This is a genomic window from Collinsella tanakaei, from assembly GCF_016900375.1.
Classification (GTDB): domain Bacteria; phylum Actinomycetota; class Coriobacteriia; order Coriobacteriales; family Coriobacteriaceae; genus Collinsella.
In genome coordinates this window covers 18,371-39,883 of record NZ_JACJKB010000002.1, presented here as the reverse complement: position 1 = coordinate 39,883, position 21,513 = coordinate 18,371, and the positions used below count along the sequence as shown (strand labels likewise).

Genomic DNA, 21,513 nt, shown 5'->3' with positions numbered 1-21,513 from the left:
CCGGCATGTGCCAGATGGGGCGGTTTTTTTCCTTCGTAGGGAACGTCGGCGCTACTTCTCGTCGTCGGCGCTGAAGACCCAATCGTCGAGTGCGGTGTCGACGAACTGCTTGAGCGGTTCCGCGATGGCCTGCCCGATGGCGTCGACCTGCTCGTCGAGCTGCTGCTGGGTCTTCTCGTCGCTGAGGTGCACCGGCAGCACGTCGCGCACGGCGTCGTACACAAGTCCGATGTAGGTCTTGGCGCCCTCGTCGTTCAGGTGCGTGCCGTCGCCCTCGAACAGCTCGTTTTTGCCCTCGCTGAACCCGAACCAGTCCACGACGCGCACGTTGTCGTAGCGCTCGGCGGCGCGCGCGAGCGTGTCGTTTGTGGGGCCCACCCAATCGCGCGGGCTGCGCGTGTTCATGAAGACCACGCGGCGCTTGTCCCCCGCGATGCCCATCAGGGTGTCGATCTGCTCGTCGGTCATGGGGCCGTTGGTGCCCAGCGCGAACACGAGGATGCCGCCGGCAAGGTTTTTCGACACGAGGTCCTGGTAGATCTCGATGCCGGCGCCGAACTGGCGGTTCTTCAGCGCGTCGATGTAGCCGTGCGGGAACTGCTCCTGGAAGGCCGGCACGGTGCGGACAGACACGGAGTCGCCGATCATGACGATGTCGTATGAGCCGGCGGGGAAGTCCGAGCCGCTGGCGTCCTCATCCGCGGGAGCGGCCGCATCGGGGGCCGGGGTGCCCGCGGAGGCGCCGTTTTCGAGCAGGGCGGCGCCCTCCTCCGAGATCGCTGCGGTGTCGGGCACCGTGACGATGCCGTAGGCTGCGCTGCCGATCAGCGCGACGCCCACGATTAGGGTTAGCGCATGGGCGCGCAGGGCGGCGCCAAGCGTCAGCTCGTGGCGGCGCAGCTGCGCGATGGTGCGGCCGATGATGCCGTGGCGGCAGGGTTCCTCCACGAAGCGGTACGAGAGCTCCGCCGCGGCGATCACGATGGCCACCTGCACGATGGGCGACCACCAGGGCTTGACGCTGATGTCGCTCACGGGGTTCATAAGGAGCAGCAGCGGGTAGTGCCACAGGTAGATGCCATAGGAGCGCTTGCCGAGCCACACGAGCGGCTTCCACGAGAACAGGCTCGCGAGCAGGGTGTCGCGCTGCACGCAGGCGGCGATGAGCATCAGCGCGAGGACGGTGCACAGCAGCGTGCCGCCGTGGTACTGGAAGGCGGTGTAGCCGTTGGTCGTCAGCATGATGACGACGAGGCCCGCAAGGCCGATGACGCCGAGCACATCGGACAGCAGCGCGCCCGACATGACGCGGCCCACGGTCGGCGCCGTCTGCGTCGCAGCCGGCTTGGCGCGCTGCGCGCTGCGGTGCGCATGGCGACGGCGGATGCGCTGGACGAGCAGGCCGGGGCGCATCGCGCGCTCAGGGATGAACGCCAGCCAAGCGCCGAGCAGCAGCGAGAACACGCGGGTGTCGGTGCCGTAATACACGCGGCTCGGGTCGACGGTGGGGTTGTAGAGCAGCGCCATGGCAAGGGCCGACACCACGGCCAGCACCAGCGTCGCGCGGCGAACGGTCTTCCTGCGCGCCCCGCGTCCGAAGGCTATGAGCAGCACGATCGGCCACACGAGGTAGAACTGCTCCTCGATGGCGAGCGACCAGAAATGCGTGAGCGGCGACGGGTCGCCCAGCGCGTCGAAGTACGACACGTTGCGCAGGATCTGCCACCAGTTGTTGAAGAACAGCAGCGACGGCACGATGTCCGGGCGCATCTTGGTGAGCATCACGTGGTTGAACGCTGCGCAGAGCGTCGCAGTGACGACCATCACGGTGGCGATGGCGGGCAGTAGGCGCCGGATGCGGCGCAGCCAGAAGTCCTTGAGGTCGATCGTGCCCGTGCCCGTGTACTCGACGAGCAGCAGCCGCGTGATCAGGTAGCCGGAGAGCACGAAGAACACGGTGACGCCCTGCAGGCCGCCGGGCATCCACGTGGCGCCGAGGTGGTAGATGACCACGGCTGCCACGGCAAGCGTGCGGATGCCGTCGAGCGCGGGGATGTAGCGGGAGCGCCGGCGCGGCACGCGGGCGGGTTCCGGCGAGGGCTCGGGCGTGGGGTCCTGCTCGTCGGAGGCTACGGACCCCACATCCGCCTCCTCCGCTGGGGAGGTCGCTTCGTCGATCAGCAGGTTGTCCTCGGTGGAATCATCGGTGGGTACGGTTTCGGTGCGTTTTGAATCCATGGAGTAGAAAGATGTCCGTTCGTGTCGCGTTCATATCGGGATGAGGGCACGCCCTCGGCGTGCAGCTCCTGTCCTGATGGTACTAACAAGACAGAATACGCCTCCAATATGCCACGAAACGTCCAGATAGTGCTATCTGGACGTTTCGGTTGAGGGCGACGGTATGTGGTATGCGGTATGCGGCCGATGCGCGTTAGAACTTGACGGTGGGAACCGTGCGCGCGGCCTCCTCGGCCTCGAAGCCGGTGCGCTCCTTGAACTGGAAGATTCCCGCAAAGATGGCGCCCGGGAAGGTCTGGATGGCGTTGTTGTAGTTGAGCACGCAGTCGTTGTAGCTCTGGCGCGCGTAGGAGACCTTGTTCTCGGTGTCCTCGAGCGAGGTCTGCAGCTGCATGAAGTTGGCATTGGCCTTCAGGTCGGGATACGCCTCAGCCACGGCGAACAGCTGGCGCAAGGCGCCGGTCAGCATGGTGTCGGCGGCCATCTTGTCCTCGGGGGAGGCGGCGGATACGGCGGCGTTGCGCGCGTTGGTGACGGCCGCGAGCGCCTCCTTCTCGTGCGACGCGTAGCCCTTCACCGTCTCGACCAGGTTGGGGATCAGGTCGTTGCGGCGCTGCAGCTGCGTGTCGATGTTCTGCCACGCGTTATCGATGCGATTGCGCAGCGTGACCATGTTGTTGTAGATGCCTGCGATCGCGCAGATGAGCAGGATGACGACAACGATGCCGATGATGGTCGGGATCATATGAGCTCCATTCCGGGACGGGCCCTTCTCGTTTGCACAAGTATACCCGCAGCACCCCGCAAATCCATGACAGTTAGGACGGGGCCCGCTGTCACGGTCCTGTCTTCCGAGCAACTCGTCGCCAATTGCACCGACAATCGAGCCTACGGATTTGTACCGTATCGACGCCCTCAAACGGTACAAACCCATAGGTTCGATTTCCATGACAGCTAGGACGGGGCCCGCTGTCATGCTTTTGCTGCCATCGGCGGCGAGCTCCTGCACGACGCAGAGAGGCGCCCTTACAGGCAAGCTATTCAATTGCAGAAAAGGAAATACTGGCGGAGGAGGAGGGATGTCGGCCGCCGCTTCGCGGCGCCCGCCCGCTGCGGAGGTCTGCGGCTTCCTTGCGACTCATGCTGGCAAAGACGCTTACGCGCTTTGCGCAGCATGAGGCCCTACGGGTTCGAATCCCTCCTGCTCACGGCAGAAAGATGCCCGCTCAAGCAAGCTATTCAATTGCAGAAAAGGAAATACTGGCGGAGGAGGAGGGATTCGAACCCTCGTACCCGGGAACACCGGATAAACGGTTTTCGAGACCGCCGCATTCAACCACTCTGCCACTCCTCCGCATGGAGTGAAACATGGCGCGTCACAAGGGGCGCGCCATGAGAGGATGCTGGCGGAGAGTCAGGGATTTGAACCCTGGAGACGCTTTTGGCGCCTACACGATTTCCAATCGTGCTCCTTCGGCCACTCGGACAACTCTCCGTTAAATGCATAGGCAATTCTACCGTAATCGCCGGGCAGCGCAAGGGGGAATCTCAACTCTTTCCAAAATATGGGAGTCTTGTGCGTGAAAACAGGGGGACAGGTCCCAAACTTTCACACGGTTAGGAAGCCCCGGACACCTTCCGAGGGACAATCCGTGCTACCCGTTATCGGCAAGCCGATCCGCACCCAAGCGGCTCGTGCGTGAAAGTTTGGGACCTGCCCCGATCTTTCACGTCGCGCGGCGGCTTAAGGGTCGCTTAATAGTGAGAATCCATGTGCGCCCTCGCCGGCGCACATGGATACACTTTATGACAGTTGAACCTGTCCTATCTGTCATAAGGAGGGCGTTATGGCGCAAGCCGATTCGCCTACTGCGGAGCTCATGCTCACTGAGCCGCTCCGCATCGCCATCGACCACGCGTTTCGCGAGGCGCAGACCTGCCTGCGCGAAGACGGGTCACTGGTGCCGTTCACCATCATCTGCACGTCGGACGGATACGATATCGCCGACCATCCGGGAACCTCCACCGACGAGATCTACGAGTCGGTCCGCACACTGATGGCGCGCGAGATTCCTCCGGCGTACGCCTTCGTTTACGACGGCTTCGTGGATACCGACGAAGGCCGCCGCGACGCCCTCATCTGTGAGGCCGCCAAGCGCGGAGACGCCACCGCCTACCTGCTGGCGCAGCTTTACACGGCGGGGGAGGACAGCTTCCAGTTCGACGCCGCCTATGTCTCGGTCGGCACGGCGCGGCAGCTGTACCCGCGGGGCACGAAGCCCATCGTGTCGGGCCTCGCCGCGCTCGAGCAGGAGCGTGCGGCGGTGCAGGAGCAGGACGCCGGCGCCGATGCGGACAACCCGGACTGCGCCCCGGCGGACGAAGCCCGGTAGCGAGGAGGCGCATATGTATTCACAGCAGCTGGGGTTCAACACCTCGTGGAAAATGCTCACGCGCGACAAGGGCTGGATCAAGCCGATCCTCGTTCTCACGCTCGTCGGCTGGATTCCCATCCTGGGTCAGATCGCGATTCTCGGATACGGCCTGGAGTGGGCGCGCCTCACGGCGTGGGGTGTCGACGCGGCGCCCAAGCAGCGCGGCGTGGCATACGGCAAGGTGCTCTCCACAGGCGGCATCGCATTTCTGATCATGGTGACGATGGGCATCGTGCTGGGCATCATCGACCTGCTGCTTTTCGGCGGCTGGTATCCCATCGCGGCGTTCCCCTTGGGCATCGCCTCGTTTGCCACCACGTTTTTCGACCTCGCCTCCGACGGCCCGCTCATCCTCGCGCTCGCGGTGCTGGTGATCAACCTGCTCATGGGCACCTTCACCACGGCGGGGATGCTGCGCGCCACGATCTACGACAGCTTTTCCGCCGGCTGGCGCGTCGACCGCCTGTTCCAGATGGTCGGCCGCGACCCGGGCGGTTTTCTGCACGCGTACGCCGTGACGGTCATCGGCGGCCTGGTGAGCACGGCTTACGCGCTCTGCGTCTCGCTTGTCGGCGGCCTGTTCGCGGTCGGTGGCATCATGAGCTTCGCCCTCGGTGTCGGCATGACGGGCGAGGAGTACATCGGCAGCGCGATCCAGGGCGTCGGGCCGGGTATCGTCGTGCTGGTCGTCGTGCTGGTCGTGTGCGTCATCTTTGCCGGCAGCGTGATCACGACCGCCATGCAGCTCGTCTCCATCAACGCCATGGGGCAGTGGTTCTGCCGCTTCGAGGTCTCGCGTTGGGGCGTTTCGTCGGCGCCGCTTCCTGACGGCGTTCCGCGCGGGGTCACCGGATGGCACAGTGGCAACGCCACGGGCATGCCGCAGCCTCCGAGGGATGTCGAGCAGCCGGCAGGTGCCGAGCAGTCCGCTCCGAGCCAGCCTGAGCCGCAGCAGCCGTCTCAGGCGGCTCCCAATCAGGGAGATTTCGTGCCGCAGACCGCGCCGCAGGATTTCTCGTACCGTAACGTGCCCGCCCAGCAGCCGGTAACGCCGCCCCAGCCGCAGCGGCAGGCGCCCGCCGCACCCGCCCCGGAAGCCGCGCCTGTCCAGCCGCAGCCTGACAGCGCGCCCACGACGCAGCTGTCGGCGAACACGGCACAGCAGCCCGAGCCCTCCCAGGAAGCACAGGCCGCAGCGGCACCCATCCAGCTCGGACCCATCGGCTCGACGGATGCGTCTACCAGCGCATCCCCCGAGCCGGCCGACGCCGAGCCTCCTGCCGACCAGCCGGTCGTCGCCTCCGAACCCAACGACCAGGATTCTCCCATCCAGCGTCACGAATAGCGCGCCGCAGCCATCGCGAGCGCAGCGCATCAAACCCGCGCGGGCCGCCGCCCTCCCATCCCACGGGAAGGCGGCGGCCCGCCTCATTACCCGCCTTGTCGGATACGGGCACGGCGGCCCCCGAGTGGCTGTCGGGTTCGGGCCACAACCCGCCAGATTCCTGTCGGAGCGCCATGGCATGCTGGTGCCGCTCGGCACGCGGTACAAGTTGTGTGGAGGTCATGAGGTCGTACCAGCAGGAACTTGAGAGACGCGGGTCTTTGGTCTAAAGTAATCCGGTCCTTTCCTGCTCCGGGCGCACCTTCACGACCTGGAGCCTTTTAGCCCAGAGGAGGTGACCACATGAAGGCCTATGAACTGCTGTTCTTCGTCGACCCTGCTCTCGATCCCGAGACCCGTCTCGCCGTGATGAAGCGTATCGATACCACGATCGCCGCCGGTAACGGTAAGGTCGACAACGTTGACGAGTGGGGCAAGCGCAAGCTCGCCTACGAGATCAACAAGCTCACCGAAGGTGACTACACCCTCATCAACTTCCATGCAGACCCTGCCCAGATCGCCGAGCTCGACCGCGTGCTGCGCATCACCGATGCCGTGGTTCGTCACATGATCGTTCGTCGCGACGACATGGAGTAAGCGTTTTTTGGAAGCTGGCCGCCACCAAGCGGAGGCGGCCGAACGAGAGGTAGTGAGTCAGACATGAGCATCAATCGAGTCAACATCTCCGGCAATCTCACCCGCGATCCCGAGCTGCGCGCAACCGCGAGCGGCACTCAGGTTCTGAGCTTTGGCGTGGCGGTCAACGACCGTCGCCGCAATCCGCAGACCGGCGAGTGGGAGGATTATCCGAACTTCGTCGACTGCACGATGTTCGGCACGCGCGCCGAGGCCGTGAGCCGCTACCTCCAGAAGGGGTCGAAGGTCGCGATCGAGGGCAAGCTGCGCTACAGCTCGTGGGAGCGCGACGGTCAGCGTCGTAGCAAGCTCGAGGTCATCGTCGATGAAATCGAGTTCATGAGCCGCGGCAACCAGGGCGGCTACGGCCAGGATGCCGGTAGCTCCTATGGTGGCGGTTACGCCGCGTCCGCGCCCGCGCACCAGCAGCCGGCTCCCGCGCCTGCACCCGTGCAGGCCCCGCCGGCGGTCGACGTCTACGATGAGGACATTCCGTTTTAGTTCGCTTGAACGGGGTCCCGGTAATTTCAGTGAGCGGCGCTGCGCAGCGCGGCGCCAAACGAAAGGTATTTTGACATGGCTAATGATTATTCAGCACGTCAGCCGCGTCGTAAGTACTGCCAGTTCTGCAAGGAGAACACCGAGTACATCGATTACAAGGATACTCAGCTTCTCCGTAAGTACATGACCGACCGCGGCAAGATCAAGCCCCGTCGCGTCACTGGCGCTTGCACGCAGCACCAGCACGACATCGCGAACGCCATCAAGCGCGCTCGTGAGATGGCTCTCCTGCCCTACGCCGTTCCCGTGGTGTCTTCCCGCGGCGAGCGCAACCGCGGCTAGGCGAGGGACGAGGATCTAGGAGATGCAGGACGGAAGTCCGGACCCTCAGCAAAGGGCGATCGTGCCCTTTGGCTCTAACGGGCGCGTGAGCGCGCCCCGTGCGCCGCGCGGGGCAATCATGCTCGCCTTGGGCCTGCTGGTGTCGTTGTTTCTTCCGTTCGCCGGGATCATGCTCACCGCGTACGGCATGCGCGAGCTTGCCGAGGCGCGGGGCAGCCGCGGCCTCGCCATCGCCCTTATCGAGGGCCTGGCGCTGCTGGCGGTCTCCTTCCTGGTCGGTCCCGGACTGGGGTTTCTGCTCGCACCGATCGTCGTGTGCTGCTGGGGCATTTCCGCCTGCATGTGGCGCACGGCAACGGTCACGAACGTTTCCATTGCCATCGTGGTGGCGGGGCTGGTGGGCTACGGTGTCGACGCGTTCATCGCGGCGGCATCCGGCACATCGGTGCACGAGACGGCCGTGGCGTACCTCATGCAAGGGGTGCGCGACTCGGTGGGAACGGGCGTTTCGGCTGAGCTGGTAACAACTCAGCTCGAGCCCCTGGTCGAGGCCATCTGGCCGCTCATGTATGTCCTGAGCGCCATGATGGATGGTCTTTTGGCCGGTATCGGGTCGTTCCTTTCCGGCGCGCGGTGCGGCCGCACGCCGCAGGCCCCGTCGATCGCGCGCTTCGATGCTCCCATGTGGAGCGTCGGGGTGCTGGCGATTTCGGTGGTATGCCTGGGAGCCTCCTTCACCGGCTTTCCGGAGGCCGAGGTCCTGCGTACCGTGAGCTTCACGGTGCTCATGAGCGTCCGCTTCATCTTTGCGTGCCAGGGATTCGGCGTGGTCAGCGCGCTGATGGCCCGCAAACGAATCGGATGCTTTACCAGGACCGTCTGCATCTTTCTACTCTTCTGGTCCGAGGCGATGTTCTTCCTTATGAGCATCGTCGGCCTGATCGACGTGTGGGCCAACTTCCGTCGCCTTCCGCGCGACGGCTCACACGCACAGGCTCAACAGTAACCACTGCATCGCATCCCGCGGTGCTATTCGCAAGGAGATCTCATGAAAGTCATTCTTCTTGGTGAGATCAGGGGCAAGGGCGGCGAGGGCGACGTCATCGATGTCGCTCAGGGCTACGCCGAGAACTATCTCTTCCCTAAGAAGCTCGCCGTTGCGGCTACCAAGGGCAACCTGAGGCAGCTCGAGGAGCGTCGCAACAACATCGCTAAGCGCGAGGCTGTCCGCATCGCCGATGCCAACAGCCTGAAGGAGGCCCTGGAGGGCAAGTCCGTCACTGTCGACGCCAAGGTCGGCGACGAGGGCATCCTCTTCGGTTCCGTTACCGCTGCCATGATCGCTGACGCCATCAAGGCCCAGCTCGACCTCGAGGTCGACCGTAAGCGCGTCGAGCTCGGCAAGCCCATCAAGGTTGCCGGCACGCACGCCGTGGCCATCTCGCTGTACCGCGACATTCGCGCCACCGTGAACGTCCTGGTCGGCGTGACCGAGGAGTCCGCGGTCGAGGAGACCGAGGTTGTCGAGGAGGCCACCGAGGCCACCGAGACCGAGGCTGCCGCCGAGTAGCCCCTCGCGATCACACCTGATTGCAAGCCCGGATGCCCCTCGGCATCCGGGCTTTTTGTTTGAGCTCAGGATGAGGTGCAATTTCAGATGATGCGGTTCCGGGGGCGGCTGGCAGGCGGGGGATGCAATTTCGGGGACAGGTCCCAAACTTTCACGGCGGCGGGACTTTGACGCAAAGTCCCGCCGCCGTGAAAGTTTGGGACCTGTCCCCGAAATTGCATCCCCCGCCTGCCGGAATCGCATGGTTTTCCCCAAGGTGGTTTTCTTGGGGCAAACCAGTTGAGAAATCCACAGGTACGCGGCGTATGGGTTATCGCTAGACGATGCTTTGCATTACATCGATGAATACGAACTCCTATTCGACTGCATACGCCTGCAAACCCCCTTCCTGCGGAATGTATAAAGTACTGCCATTTACCTGCGGTTTCATAAAACATTCAAGTAAAGCTTTAATAAAAAGCCCGTAAAACAGGTGTATAGCCTGTATATTCGCAGGTACGCGCTTTGTTGTGGAAAACTCGCCTCGAAAAATCTTTCAGATTGTGGAAAACGTGGAAAGTCGCTGTTTTGCCGGGATGCGAGGGGCGTGGTTTCCACACCCCCATGTTGATACCGCCGTTTACGCAGGTACGTTGCAAGAAGCCTCCAGCTTGACAAGCGTTTTTGCTTTACCATGGTAGGCCCGAGCCGCAGCGGCTGCGGGACCGGACTCGACGCCGCCGGCGCCGCGCCGGCCGGACGGGCACGAAGGAGCGCACATGCCATCATCCTCACAGGATTACTCTTGGTCCCCCACGGGCGTGACCGACCGCGGCGCGCGCATGGGCCTGCCCAACAACGTCGAGGCCGAGGCCAACGTCCTTGCGGCGATGCTGCTTTCCGCCGAGGTCGTGGAGGAGGCGCTCGTCGAGCTGCTTCCCGACGACTTCTATCGCCCGGCGCACAAGACGCTATTCATCGCGATGCACGAGATGTACGACCGCAACCTGCCGATCGACTCCATCTCGCTCATCGACTACCTCAATTCACAGAGCAAGCTCGAGGCCGTGGGCGGCGAGGCCTACATCCTTGACCTCATGGGCCGCACGCTCAGCTTGGTCAACTGGCAGCACCACGCCGGCATCGTGCGGCGCGACGCCATGCTGCGCGAGATCATCGGCGCCACGAACCAGATCAACGCCCTTGCCTACGACGCGCCCTCCGACACCAAGGAGGTCATCGAGCGCGCCGAGTCGATGCTGCTCTCCGTGACCGCGCGCGAGGTGCGCAGCTCCTACAAGTCGCTCACCGAGTTCATGATTGAGGCCTACAACGAGGCCGAGGAGGTCTGCGCGGCTGGCGGCGAGGTCCACGGCGCGCCCACCGGCTACCCGAGTCTCGACCGCATGCTTATGGGCCTGCGCGAGGGCCAGCTCGTCATCATCGGCGCCCGCCCGGCCGTGGGTAAGACGTCGTTCGCGCTGAACCTGGCGTTGAACGCGGCGTCGGAGGGCTACACGGTCGCGTTCTTCTCGCTCGAGATGTCGGGCAAGGAAATCGCCCAGCGCTTCATCTGCGCGCATGCCCAGATCAACATGTCCAACTTCCGCACCGGCCGCATCTCGCCGCAGGAGTGGGCCAACATCAACGAGGCCACCCAGGACCTGTCGCGTCTCGACATCCTGATCGACGACACGCCCGGCACCACGGTGACCGAGATCCGCGCCAAGGCGCGCCGCATGCTCCATAACAAGGAGAAGGCCGTCATCATCCTCGACTACCTGCAGCTGGTGAGCCCGCCGGCGGGACGACGCGCCGAGAACCGCGCCGTCGAGGTTTCCGAGATGAGTCGTGCCCTCAAGATCATGGCCAAGGAGCTCGCCGTGCCGGTCATCTCGCTATCGCAGCTCTCGCGTGCGGTCGAGTCGCGCACCGGCAAGCGCCCGCAGCTCTCCGACCTGCGCGAATCGGGCTCCATCGAGCAGGACGCCGACATCGTCATGTTCCTGGACCGCTCGAGCTCCGAGCAGGAGGCCGGCCGCGACGACCGCCCGCCCGAGGGCATCACGCGCGTCATCGTGGCCAAGAACCGTTCGGGCCCCATCGGCGACGTCGACCTCGTCTTCCTGCCTGCATCGACGAAGTTCTACGAGCTCAACGAGCACGCAGAGGAATAAAAGCCCGCGCGGCCCGCTGGCCTCTCTGGGGACGTAGCCGGAAGGCGCCAGGGCGTGAAATCGGGACAGGGGTTATTTCACATGGGGCGGCGATTACGCCGCACGCCATGTGAAATAACCCCTGTCCCGATTTCACGCCCTGGCGCCTTCCGGCTACGTCCCCAGAGAGGCCAGCGGGCCGCGCGGATGTCCGAAAACATCTCCGTCCTGAAAGTGGACACCCGGCGAACTCTACTTGGCCGTATAATATTGATGTTTGACCGTCATTTGGCTACGTGCCTTACGTAAGGAGATAACATGCCGTCGACAGTGTTGGTCGGAACCCAGTGGGGCGATGAGGGTAAGGGCAAGATCTGCGACCTGATCGCCGGGGATTTCGACTGCGTCGTCCGTTATCAGGGCGGCAATAACGCCGGCCATACCATCGTCGTGGGCGACCGCAAGTACGGCCTGCACCAGGTGCCCTCGGGCATCATGTATCCCGACTGCGTGTCGGTGATCGGCAATGGCTGCGTGGTGAACCCCAAGGTGCTGCTCGAGGAAATCGACATGTTCGAGCACGACGGCATCTCGACCGCCAACCTGAAGGTCTCGGGCAACGCGCACATCATCATGCCGTACCACATGGACCTCGACGGCGCCTACGAGCAGCTGCTGGGCGACCACAACATCGGCACCACCAAGCGCGGCATCGGCCCGTGCTACCAAGACAAGATGGCTCGCATCGGTCTGCGCATGCAGGACATGCTCGACGAATCCGTCTTCCGCGAGAAGCTCGGACGCGCGCTCGACCGCGTGAATCCGCAGCTCGAAAAGATCTTCGGCATGCCCACCTACACGGTCGACCAGATCTGCGCCGACTACCTGCCCATGGCCGAGCGCCTGCGTCCCTACATCTGCGAGAGCGGTCTTTTGCTCAACGAGATGGTCGAGGACGGCAAGTCCATCCTGTTCGAGGGCGCCCAGGCGACCCTGCTCGACATCGACCATGGCACGTATCCGTATGTGACCTCGTCCAACTGCACCGCCGGCGGCTCCGTTACGGGCTCCGGCGTGGGCATGAAGAACATCGACCGCGTGCTCGGCATCATGAAGGCCTACATCACCCGCGTGGGCGAGGGCCCCATGCCCACCGAGCTCGCGTACGAGACGCCCGAGGGCCACACCCTCACGGAGGACGGCTACGAGTACGGCGTCACCACCGGTCGCCGCCGCCGCTGCGGCTGGTTCGACGGCGTGATCGCCAACTACGCCGCCCGCGTGAACGGCCTGACCGACATCGCGCTCACCAAGCTCGACGTGCTCTCGGCCTTCGACACCATCAAGGTCTGCGTCGCCTACGAGTGCGACGGCGTGCGCTACACCACCGTGCCCGAGCACGAGAGCGTGTTCGCCGCCGCCAAGCCCGTCTACGAGGAGCTGCCCGGCTGGAAGTGCGACATCTCCGCATGCCGCAGCTTCGACGAGCTTCCCCAGGCCGCGCAGGACTACGTCGCCTACATCGAGAAGCTCGCGCACGTCCGCGTGACCTTCGTGTCCGTCGGTCCCGACCGCGAGCAGACCATCAACAGGTATTGGAAGTAGCCCATGCGCAAGTTCGCCATCGTCACCGATAGCGCGTCGGATATCAACCGCGCAGCGATCGATCGCTTCGGCATCCGCGTCGTGCCGCTTCACATCGTGGCCAACGGCCGCGACTACCGCGACGGCGTGGATATCCAGATCGACGAGTACCTCGACCTCATGCAGCAGGTCAGGGAGCTGCCGCAGACCTCCCAACCGGCTCCGGCCGACTTCGTGGAGACCTACCGCCAGCTCGTGGACGAGGGCTACACCGAGATCCTGTCCATCCATATCGCGCGCGAGCTTTCGTCGACCATCGAGACGCCGCGCTTTCTGGCCAAGCAGATGCCGTCGGGCGTGCGCGTCGAGGTCATCGACAGCTACTCCGCCACGGTCGGCCTGGGTGCCATGGTGCTCGAGGCCGCCGCGGTCGCCGAGGCCGGCGGCACCATGGACGAGGCCATCGAGCGCGTGCTCGCCATCCGCGATAGCGTGAAGATCCACTTTATTCCCGACAACCTGGGCAACCTGGTCAAGGGCGGCCGCGCCACGCGCGCGCAGCACCTGGCCACCTCCATCCTCAACGTGAAGGTGGTCATCGAGGTCGGCGAGCGCGGCTGCATCGAGGTCGCCCACAAGGCAAAGGGCCTGCGCAACGGCATCGCCTACATGGTGCGCCAGCTCACCCGCCGCTCCCAGGAGCTGGGTTCGCTCACGTACTACAAGCTTCACACGCGTTCCGCCAAGGCGATCAGGATGCTCGAGAAGCCGTTGGAGACCAACGAGCTCGAAGGCGTCTGCGGAGGCATCGCCACTATCGGCCCGTGCATCGCCACGCACGTGGGCGAGGGCGCGGTTGGGTTGCTGAGCTACCCCACCGCCCTGCATAGCCCGCTGCTCGACGAGACCCCTATGTTCCTTGAGGCGGCCATCTAAGGAGGACCCCATGAACGCAGAAACCATCGATATCCTGCTGCTGGGCAGCGGCGGCCGCGAGCATGCGCTGGCCAAGAAGCTCGCCGAGTCGGCGCGCTGCGGCAAGCTCTACATCGCTCCCGGCAACGGCGGCACTCTCGAGGTCGGCGAGAACGTCTCGCTCGACGAGAACGATCCGGCCGCTGTCGCGGACTTCGCCCGCGAGACGGGCTGCGGTCTTGTGGTGATCGGCCCCGAGGCTCCGCTGGTCGCGGGCGTTGCCGACGCGGTGCGCGAGGCGGGCATCCCGTGCTTCGGTCCGGGTGCCGAGGGCGCCCAGATGGAGGGCTCCAAGCTGTTCTCCAAGCAGGTCATGGAGCGCGCCGGTGTTCCCACCGCGGCCTACGGCTCCTTCACCGACGAGGAGAGTGCGCTTGCCTACGTGCGCGAGCAGGGCGCTCCGCTGGTGGTCAAGGCCGACGGCCTGGCGGCCGGCAAGGGCGTCGTCGTGGCAACCGAGCTCGCACAGGCCGAGGAGGCCGTGCACGAGTGCTTCGCCGGCGTCTTCGGCGAGGCCGGCTCCACGGTCGTCATCGAGGAGATGCTCACCGGTCCCGAGTGCTCGCTGCTGGCGTTCACCGACGGCAAGACCGTGCGCCCGATGGACACCTCGCAGGACCACAAGCGCGCGCTCGAGGGCGACCTCGGCCCCAATACGGGCGGCATGGGCGTGTATAGCCCCGTGCCCATCGTGACCGACGAGGAGCACGCCGCCATGGAGCGGATTATGGACGACGTCGTTGCCGAGCTCGCTGCTGAGGGCATCGATTACCGCGGCTGCCTGTACGGTGGCTTCATGCTCACGCCTGCCGGCCCGAAGGTGCTCGAGTTCAATGCGCGCTTCGGCGACCCCGAGACGCAGGTCATCCTGCCGCGCCTAGAGAACGACCTCGTCGAGGTCATGCTCGCTTGCGCCGAGCAGCGCCTGGCCGACGTCGAGCTTTCTTGGCGCCCCGAGTACGCCGTTTCCGTCGTCCTGACGAGCGCTGGCTATCCCGGTTCGTACGAGAAGGGCAAGGTCATCGCCGGCATCGAGAACGCCGAGGCCATGGAGAACGTGACCGTCTACCATGCGGGCACCCGTATGGACGACGAGGGCAACGTGCTCACCAACGGCGGCCGCGTGCTCAACGTGACCGCGCTCGCGCCCACGTTTGAGGCTGCGCGCGACCTGGCGTACGAGGCCTGCGAGAAGATCGACTTCGAGGGCAAGACCCTCCGCCACGACATCGGCCTGCGCGCGCTGCGCGGCCGCTCCGCGTGGGACTAACAACTGTTCATTACGCTTACTTCATAGCTGTCCGGGATGCGGGTCCGCTACATGCGGGCCCGCATCCCGTTTTGGCGGGGCGCACGGGACGGGGCGGCTGGCTGGAAGCTGCGAATCGCCTGCATTCCAGTGTGCCGGAGGGTGGTCGCGGATGAAAGTGCGACTTTTGTACCCGCGGGAGCAGGCGAGAAGGGCCTTCGTGGTCAAGGTAAACGGACAATCCGCTCAATACTGCCAAAACGCTAGAGCTGTTGGCGGGATTGGGCTCCCTTGGCGCTGAGCAGGCGGTACAAAAGTGGGGATTTCAGCCAGAGGCGGCCGGCCGGATCCCGCTGCGCGCCCTTGCGCTTTCGATTCGGCGCCTCGTTTCAGTTCCCAGGCTTCCAGGATGGCCGGTTCTCTCGCGGGTGGCCAAAGCCGTTGGCGTCCCGAAGGGATTGGGCGGCGGTTTTCGCTTCGAGATGGCGCCCAACGGAGAACGCTAGAGGCGACGATGTTCCCCGCCGGGCGCCCTTGCGAGTACGGCTGGCTGAAAATGTAACTTGAGCATTTATCGAACCCCCTGTTTAGAGCGGTTTGGCTCTGTTGATCGCCCCAGTAGGGCAATTTAAGCAGCTATACCCGCTCTCGGAAGCTAAGACAGGGTGTCTATAAAATGCTCAGGTTACATCTTTTGCCAGGAGCCCCTCCGGAAGCCTCTGCTTGCTTTGCCGCGAACCCTTGCGAACCGCTTAAGAATCATTATCGAGCGCTGAAATCGCGTTCGGGCGGCGATAGGTACGCACGCAGGCGGGAACAAGCACGTCTGACGCGGGCGCCATCCGGGTGCCTGCCCGATTTCGGCCGGCGCGGTGAGGGTCGGCCGCTCCGAGGCGGTGGGCATGGGCCAGACGCACGTGCGCGCGGATGCGGGAACGCTCCCCGCTGTCGCGCGCCATATTCTTGTTGGCATGATGGGTCTTGTTGCTACGGTTCTCCTGTGCGTTGCAATGGCACCTGCGCTGGCGCTCGGCCTGACAACGGGCGCCGGCTCCGCCCCGGAATTCCCCGATCATCTCGATCAGACGGTCTCTCCCAACGGAACGACTATCAACCTGTACGACTACTGGCTCGTCGACCAGTCGACGATCGATACGGGCCCAACGCCCGCCGACTACCGCGACATCGGCATCAATGCCGGCCACGACCTGCGGTTCCTGTCCACCGCGCCGAACGAGACCGCCGTCAACCGCTGGACGCGCAGCGCGCGCCCGCAGTTCGGTATCGTGCGCCCTGTGATGGGCGCCGACGGATTCCCGCAGCTCGCAAGCGGCGAAGGCCAATCGCTGGCTTATCTGTTCGACCGCAGCGACCAGGCGTCGGGCGGCCAGCAGGGTAAGGTTGCGCACATGGACGTGGCCAACCTCCTGCGCGCCGACGGCACCGGGTACTATGTCTATGATGCCACGCAGAGCTTTGTCTCCTATAACGCCGCGACCAATGCCTTCGATGTGTACGATACCTGGGGCGTCAAGCACACCTCGGCCATCGCCTCGAACAACAACGGGCAGTTCTTCCCCTTCAACGCCGCCTCGACCGTGCTGCGTCCGAGCGGCGACGCACTCGTCCAAAACAACGTATATGCCACGAGCTCGGTGCTCAATCACTGGTTCGGTCTCACCATGACCTCTCGGTTCGTGCAGCAAGACGGTGGCACGAACCGCGGACAGCAGGTGACCTATGGTTTCTCGGGCGATGACGACGTCTGGATCTTCATCGACGGTGTGCTCGTGGGCGACCTCGGCGGCATCCACAACGCCTGCGCCGTGACGGTCAACTTCGCCACCGGTCAGGTCCTCGTGTTCGAGGACCAGAACAACGACGGCACATGGAACGACGGCGAGCCGACGTACGCGAACACGACGATTCGCCAGCAGTTCGCGGCGGCGGGGCGCGAGGGCGACGCGTCGCGCTGGCGTGACGACACCTTCGCCGACGACACGTACCATACGCTCAACTTCTACTACCTCGAGCGCGGAAACGGTGCTTCCAACATGCGCCTGCGCTACAACCTCGTGTCGGTCCCCGAGTCCGATGTGATCAAGGTCGACCAGGAAAGCGAGCCCATCGCCGGCGCCGGGTTCGCCCTGTTTGCCACCGATGCGAGCTACACGGTAGCGCCGGACGCCTCGCCGAGCTATACCGGTACGACCGATGCGAACGGCATGATGCGCATCCTCGACGCCAACGGATTTCCCGCGTCGCTCGAGGAGCTTGGCCGCCAAAGCGGCTTTTGGGTGCTGCGTGAGACCTCCACGCCGGAGGGCTATCGCAACGACGCCGACATCCCTCTGTATTTCGATGCGCAGATCACATCGAACGCCATGCTGCTGTCTGCCGATCCGTGGACCACGGGTGCCTACGCGCAGCCCAAGATGGCCGCGACCACCACGGAGCACGGCGTGTACGCCGCCGACGGCACGCGGCTGACCGACGACGCGGGCGAGCTGTCCGGCGGCCTCATGTTCGCCGTCGTCATGCACCGCGAGGCCGACGGCTCGTGGCATCCCGTCGTGGGCGATGCGCTTTCGGGCTGGTCGGTGCTGGACGCCTCGGGCTTGGAAGGCGCTGCCGAAGCGGCGGCGCGCGGCGATGTCGAGCTGTTCTCGCTGAACGCCAACGGGCTCTACGAGGCGGAGGTCGAAAACATGCCGGGCGACATCAAGACCTACTTGTGGGTGATGCGGAACAACCCGGGTCTGCCCGGAACGCCGCAGTATGCGGTGGCGTTCTTCTACACCTCGGCCGACCGTCTGGGCGAGGCGACCGCCGCGAACAGCGTGCAGGTGCGCAGCGAGACCGCCTCCGACATGGAGCGGCAGTTCGCCACGCGCCTGTACGTGACGAACATCGAGAACCGCATGATCGTCCAGAAGGCCGACGAGGCCGGTCAGCCCGTGGCGGGCGCCGAGTTCTCGCTGTTCCGCGCGGCCGACATGGAGGCAGGTGCGGATGGCTCGCTGCATCCCGTGGCGGGTGCGACGCCCGTGGCCACGGGGGCCACGGGCGAACTCACGCTGGTGAGCGGAACCGGCGGTTCCTATACGCTCTCGGGCGCCACGGCGTACTCGCGCGGCCTGCGCTGCCCCTTGGAGGAGGGCTCGTATTACCTGGTGGAAACCGCTGCGCCGGAAGGTTTTGCCGTGAATCCCGCGGCGGTCGCGGTCGTGATCGACAGCACGGGCGTCTATGCCGACGCGGGCACCGCGGGCGATGGCGTCACGGTGGCGCGCGGCGTGGGGCGCGTCGTGGGCAGCATGCAGCAGTTCACGGTGGACGACGACGTCGACACGACCCTGCACGACATCAAGGCGGCGCTCGTGACCGCGCCCTCGTATGAGGGCGCGGCGACATCGTGGAGCACGCCGCAGTGGGATGCGGCCGACGCGGGGCATCGCTCGGGCGCCATGTACCTGGAGTACAGCGACCCTGACGATCCGCTGCCCGGCGCGGTGTTCGACTACGCGCCGGCTCAGCCGGGCGGCGTGAGCGCGCTCGAAACCGATACGGGTTGGTCGAAGCTCGTTATCAACCAATGGCTCGACGCGCCGAACGGTGCCGACCCGTCGCTGAAGAAGGACCTGGGCACGACCGACCTCGCGGGCATCTACTCCGGAACCGTGGTGGTCCGCGTGGCCGACAAGCGCGTCCAAAGTCTCACCATCGCCAAAAACGTGACAGTTAGGACGGGGTCCAGTGTCATGTCGACCCCTGCCGACCGCGCCTTCGAGTTTTCACTCGAGGTTCCGGCGCTCGCCGGCAAGACGGTGGAGGCGGAGCTGACAGGGCCCGACGGCGGTCGCACGGTGCAGCTTTCGTTCGACGCCACGGGCGCGGCCCAGCTGGTGGGCGAGGATGGCGCGCTGGTGCCGATCGCCCTGCGCGGCGGCGAGGCGATCACCGTGCCCGGTGTCGTATCGGGCAGCGCTTGGCGCGCGGCGGAGACGACCCCGGACGGCGCGGGCTTCGCGCTCACGGATATCGAGGTCGACGGCGTGGCGGCCGGAAGCGTTGCCGACCGTACGGCGAGCGGCACGATCGGCGCCAGCGACACGCGCGCCGAGTTCACCAACACCTATACCGCCGTTGCGGGCGAGAGCGGCACCCAGGTGCAGGTGCAGAAAACGCTGCTCGGCCGCGCGTGGCGGGAGGGCGAGGCCTACACGTTCGAGCTCGAGCCCGTAAGCGCGCCGGACGGCGTGGACGCGCCGCAGGCGGGGCCGCTGGTGCTCGGTGTTCCTGAGGCGGGGCAGGTCACGTACGGCGCCTTCGATGCGCTTGCCTTCACTGCACCGGGGACCTACGTGTACCGCGTGACGGAGCTGGAGGGTCCGCAGGACAACGGCATGACGTACGACGGCCACGCGAGCCTCGTGACGATCACCGTGCGCGACGACGGGGCGGGCAACCTGGTGGTCGGCGACGTCGCAACGGGTGACGCGGGCATCGCGTACGACAACAGCGCCGCCACGACCGATGCCGATCGCGTCGAGGCGCAGCGCGCGGCGTTCACCAACGTGTACACGACGGGCGATGTCGACTTCGCTGCGCAGGCGGGTCTTCAGGCGGTGAAGACCCTCGACGGAGGCGCCATCGAGGCTGGGGCGTTCCAATTCCGGATCCTGCCGGTCGATGGCTCGGATGTCGAGGGCGGGGTCACGGCGGCGCAGGCTGCTGCGCGGTTGGGTGTCGATGCCGTGGGCGGCTTTACCGCTGAGACGCCAGCCTCGCCCGAGGGGTCGTCCGCCGCGGTGAGTCTGCTGCCCGAGGGCGCCTCGCCGGTCTTCACGCAGGAGGATATCGGCCGGGTGTTCTGCTACCGGGTGTTCGAGGTGCAGCCCACGGTTGACGGCACGTTCGGCGGCGCGCCGCTTGCGGGTGCGGAGCTGGTCGATACGGATGCCGGCGCTCGCTGGCGCTACGACGGCGTGGTGTACGACAACACGGTCTTTGACGTGCAGATTTCCGTGCGCGACGCCGGCGACGGCGTGCTTGCCGTGGACACGACGGTGAGCGATGGCGCGGGATACTCGGTCACGACGACGGTGACCTCGGATCGTACGAGTGACCCCGGTCCGGCGGCCGTGCCGTTCGCGAATGCCGCGGCGGATGCTCCCGACGAGCCCGGCGGCGGGGAGGAGCCCGGCGAACCCGGTGGGCCGGAAGACCCCGGCAATCCGGATGGCCCGGACAAGCCGGGCGAAGGCGGGGAGCCGAGCGATCCGGATAGCCCGGACAACCCAATCAACCCGGGCACCCCCAACGTCCCGTCCGTCCCCAACCAGCCGCAAGCGCCAAGCGGAAGCTCCCAGCAGGGATCAGCGGCCGCCGACCGCATCCCCCAAACGGGAGACGCCCTCGCAGTCGCCGCGGCCCTCGCCGCGACCGGCATCGCCCTAGCCGCCGCCGGCGCGATCGCCCTCCGCGCGACAAGATAGGGCCAGGTACAAACTTGTCGTCTTCATCCATGCAAAGCGTGTGAGCAGCAGAAATCGGCTGCCGCGGGCGCTACAATTAGCGTCGCAAACAAGGATGAAACCGCGGCCCCGCGCCGCGTGGGAGGGCAGGCAACCATGGACGAGAAGGACCTTGAGCGCGCCGACGAGACGCAGCAGCAGGACCCGGCGGTCGAGACCGAGGAGATCGAGCAGGCTGAGCAGGCGGAGGAGTACATCCCCGCGCTGGTGCTCGGCGATGACGACGAGCGCGACCCCGGCCTGCACGAGCGCATCCTTTCGGAGGACCGCGCGTGGCACGGCAAGATCTTCGACATCGATACGCTGCAGGTCGAGCTGCCGAACGGTCACACCTCGCGCCGCGACATCGTGCGCCACTGCGGTGCGGCGGCCATCGTCGCGCTGACCGAGACCGGCAAGATCGCGCTCGTGCGCCAGTACCGTACCGCGCTCGACCGCGTGACGGTCGAGATCCCTGCCGGCAAGCTCGATCCGGGCGAGGACCCGGAGGAGTGCGCCCGCCGCGAGCTGCACGAGGAGACGGGCTTCATCGCCCATCGCCTGCGCTACCTCACGACCATCGCCAGCTCTTGCGGCTTCTCCGACGAGCTCATCCACATCTACATGGCCACGCAGCTCGAGTTCGATCAAGCCTGCCCCGACGAGGACGAGTTCCTGAACGTCGACCTCGTGCCGCTCTCTGAGCTCATCGACGCCGTCCTCGACGGCAAGATCCAGGACGCCAAGACCGTCGTCGGCGCCCTGGCCTGCGACGCCATCGCCCACCGTCTCTAGCCCCGCCCGTCCCGCCCCCGGCCGCCCCTGGCGCCATTGGGGACGTAGCCGGCGGAGGCCAATTTTGGCCTCCGCCGGCTACGTCCCCAATGGCGCCAGGGGCGGCCGGGGGCGGGCAAACACCGGTACCGAGCAAGGAAAACCTACCGTGAC

At 65.5% G+C, this 21,513-nt stretch carries 15 protein-coding genes and 2 tRNA genes; 13 read left to right on the top strand and 4 right to left on the bottom strand.

Translation table 11 applies throughout. From position 1 onward, the window contains the following. Positions 1-51: 51 nt before the first annotated feature. The 4 genes from H6A16_RS01510 to H6A16_RS01495 form a co-directional block, all read right to left on the bottom strand. Positions 52-2,238, bottom strand: coding sequence for an acyltransferase family protein (locus H6A16_RS01510; RefSeq protein ID WP_204615528.1), 2,187 nt, complete (start codon positions 2,236-2,238; stop codon positions 52-54). 193 nt (positions 2,239-2,431) lie between these two features. Further along, the gene (locus H6A16_RS01505) at positions 2,432-2,983 is read right to left on the bottom strand and encodes a LemA family protein (RefSeq protein WP_204615527.1); all 552 of its coding nucleotides are present in this window, start codon (positions 2,981-2,983) and stop codon (positions 2,432-2,434) included. Positions 2,984-3,499: 516 nt separating this feature from the next. Beyond that, positions 3,500-3,592: transfer RNA gene (locus H6A16_RS01500), tRNA-Ser, on the bottom strand. A gap of 50 nt (positions 3,593-3,642) precedes the next feature. Continuing rightward, positions 3,643-3,733, bottom strand: a tRNA-Ser gene (locus H6A16_RS01495). A gap of 352 nt (positions 3,734-4,085) precedes the next feature. Here H6A16_RS01495 and H6A16_RS01490 point away from each other — a divergent pair. The 13 genes from H6A16_RS01490 to H6A16_RS01430 all read left to right on the top strand — a co-directional run bounded on the left by H6A16_RS01490 (position 4,086) and on the right by H6A16_RS01430 (position 21,360). After that, positions 4,086-4,631, top strand: coding sequence for a hypothetical protein (locus tag H6A16_RS01490; RefSeq protein WP_204615526.1), 546 nt, complete (start codon positions 4,086-4,088; stop codon positions 4,629-4,631). Between the two features lie 13 nt (positions 4,632-4,644). Further along, entirely contained in the window at positions 4,645-6,018 is a 1,374-nt protein-coding gene (locus tag H6A16_RS01485; protein ID WP_204615525.1) for a DUF4013 domain-containing protein, read from the top strand. A gap of 342 nt (positions 6,019-6,360) precedes the next feature. Then, positions 6,361-6,654 carry a 30S ribosomal protein S6 gene (gene rpsF / locus H6A16_RS01480; RefSeq protein WP_204615524.1) on the top strand — a complete coding sequence of 98 codons (294 nt, stop codon included), beginning with the start codon at positions 6,361-6,363 and terminating at the stop codon, positions 6,652-6,654. Between the two features lie 63 nt (positions 6,655-6,717). Beyond that, positions 6,718-7,194 (top strand): single-stranded DNA-binding protein, encoded by a 477-nt coding sequence (locus tag H6A16_RS01475; RefSeq protein ID WP_204615523.1) that lies wholly within the window; start codon positions 6,718-6,720, stop codon positions 7,192-7,194. A 75-nt stretch (positions 7,195-7,269) separates the two neighbouring features. Then, on the top strand, positions 7,270-7,536 hold the full coding sequence (gene rpsR / locus H6A16_RS01470; RefSeq protein ID WP_022386306.1) for a 30S ribosomal protein S18: 267 nt from the start codon (positions 7,270-7,272) through the stop codon (positions 7,534-7,536). 61 nt (positions 7,537-7,597) lie between these two features. Beyond that, positions 7,598-8,542, top strand: coding sequence for a DUF2232 domain-containing protein (locus H6A16_RS01465; protein WP_204615522.1), 945 nt, complete (start codon positions 7,598-7,600; stop codon positions 8,540-8,542). A 42-nt stretch (positions 8,543-8,584) separates the two neighbouring features. Next, positions 8,585-9,106, top strand: a complete 522-nt coding sequence (gene rplI, locus H6A16_RS01460) for a 50S ribosomal protein L9 (protein WP_204615521.1) — start codon at positions 8,585-8,587, stop codon at positions 9,104-9,106. Positions 9,107-9,864: 758 nt separating this feature from the next. Continuing rightward, on the top strand, positions 9,865-11,262 hold the full coding sequence (gene dnaB / locus H6A16_RS01455; protein ID WP_204615520.1) for a replicative DNA helicase: 1,398 nt from the start codon (positions 9,865-9,867) through the stop codon (positions 11,260-11,262). A gap of 297 nt (positions 11,263-11,559) precedes the next feature. After that, positions 11,560-12,846, top strand: coding sequence for an adenylosuccinate synthase (locus H6A16_RS01450; protein ID WP_204615518.1), 1,287 nt, complete (start codon positions 11,560-11,562; stop codon positions 12,844-12,846). A gap of 3 nt (positions 12,847-12,849) precedes the next feature. Next, positions 12,850-13,761 carry a DegV family protein gene (locus H6A16_RS01445; RefSeq protein ID WP_204615516.1) on the top strand — a complete coding sequence of 304 codons (912 nt, stop codon included), beginning with the start codon at positions 12,850-12,852 and terminating at the stop codon, positions 13,759-13,761. Between the two features lie 10 nt (positions 13,762-13,771). Next, complete coding sequence (purD, locus tag H6A16_RS01440) at positions 13,772-15,070, top strand: phosphoribosylamine--glycine ligase (protein WP_204615515.1); 1,299 nt, start codon at positions 13,772-13,774, stop codon at positions 15,068-15,070. An 881-nt stretch (positions 15,071-15,951) separates the two neighbouring features. Beyond that, positions 15,952-20,547 carry a Spy0128 family protein gene (locus tag H6A16_RS01435; RefSeq protein WP_204615513.1) on the top strand — a complete coding sequence of 1,532 codons (4,596 nt, stop codon included), beginning with the start codon at positions 15,952-15,954 and terminating at the stop codon, positions 20,545-20,547. A 135-nt stretch (positions 20,548-20,682) separates the two neighbouring features. After that, positions 20,683-21,360, top strand: coding sequence for an NUDIX domain-containing protein (locus H6A16_RS01430; RefSeq protein WP_204615512.1), 678 nt, complete (start codon positions 20,683-20,685; stop codon positions 21,358-21,360). Positions 21,361-21,513 lie beyond the last annotated feature (153 nt).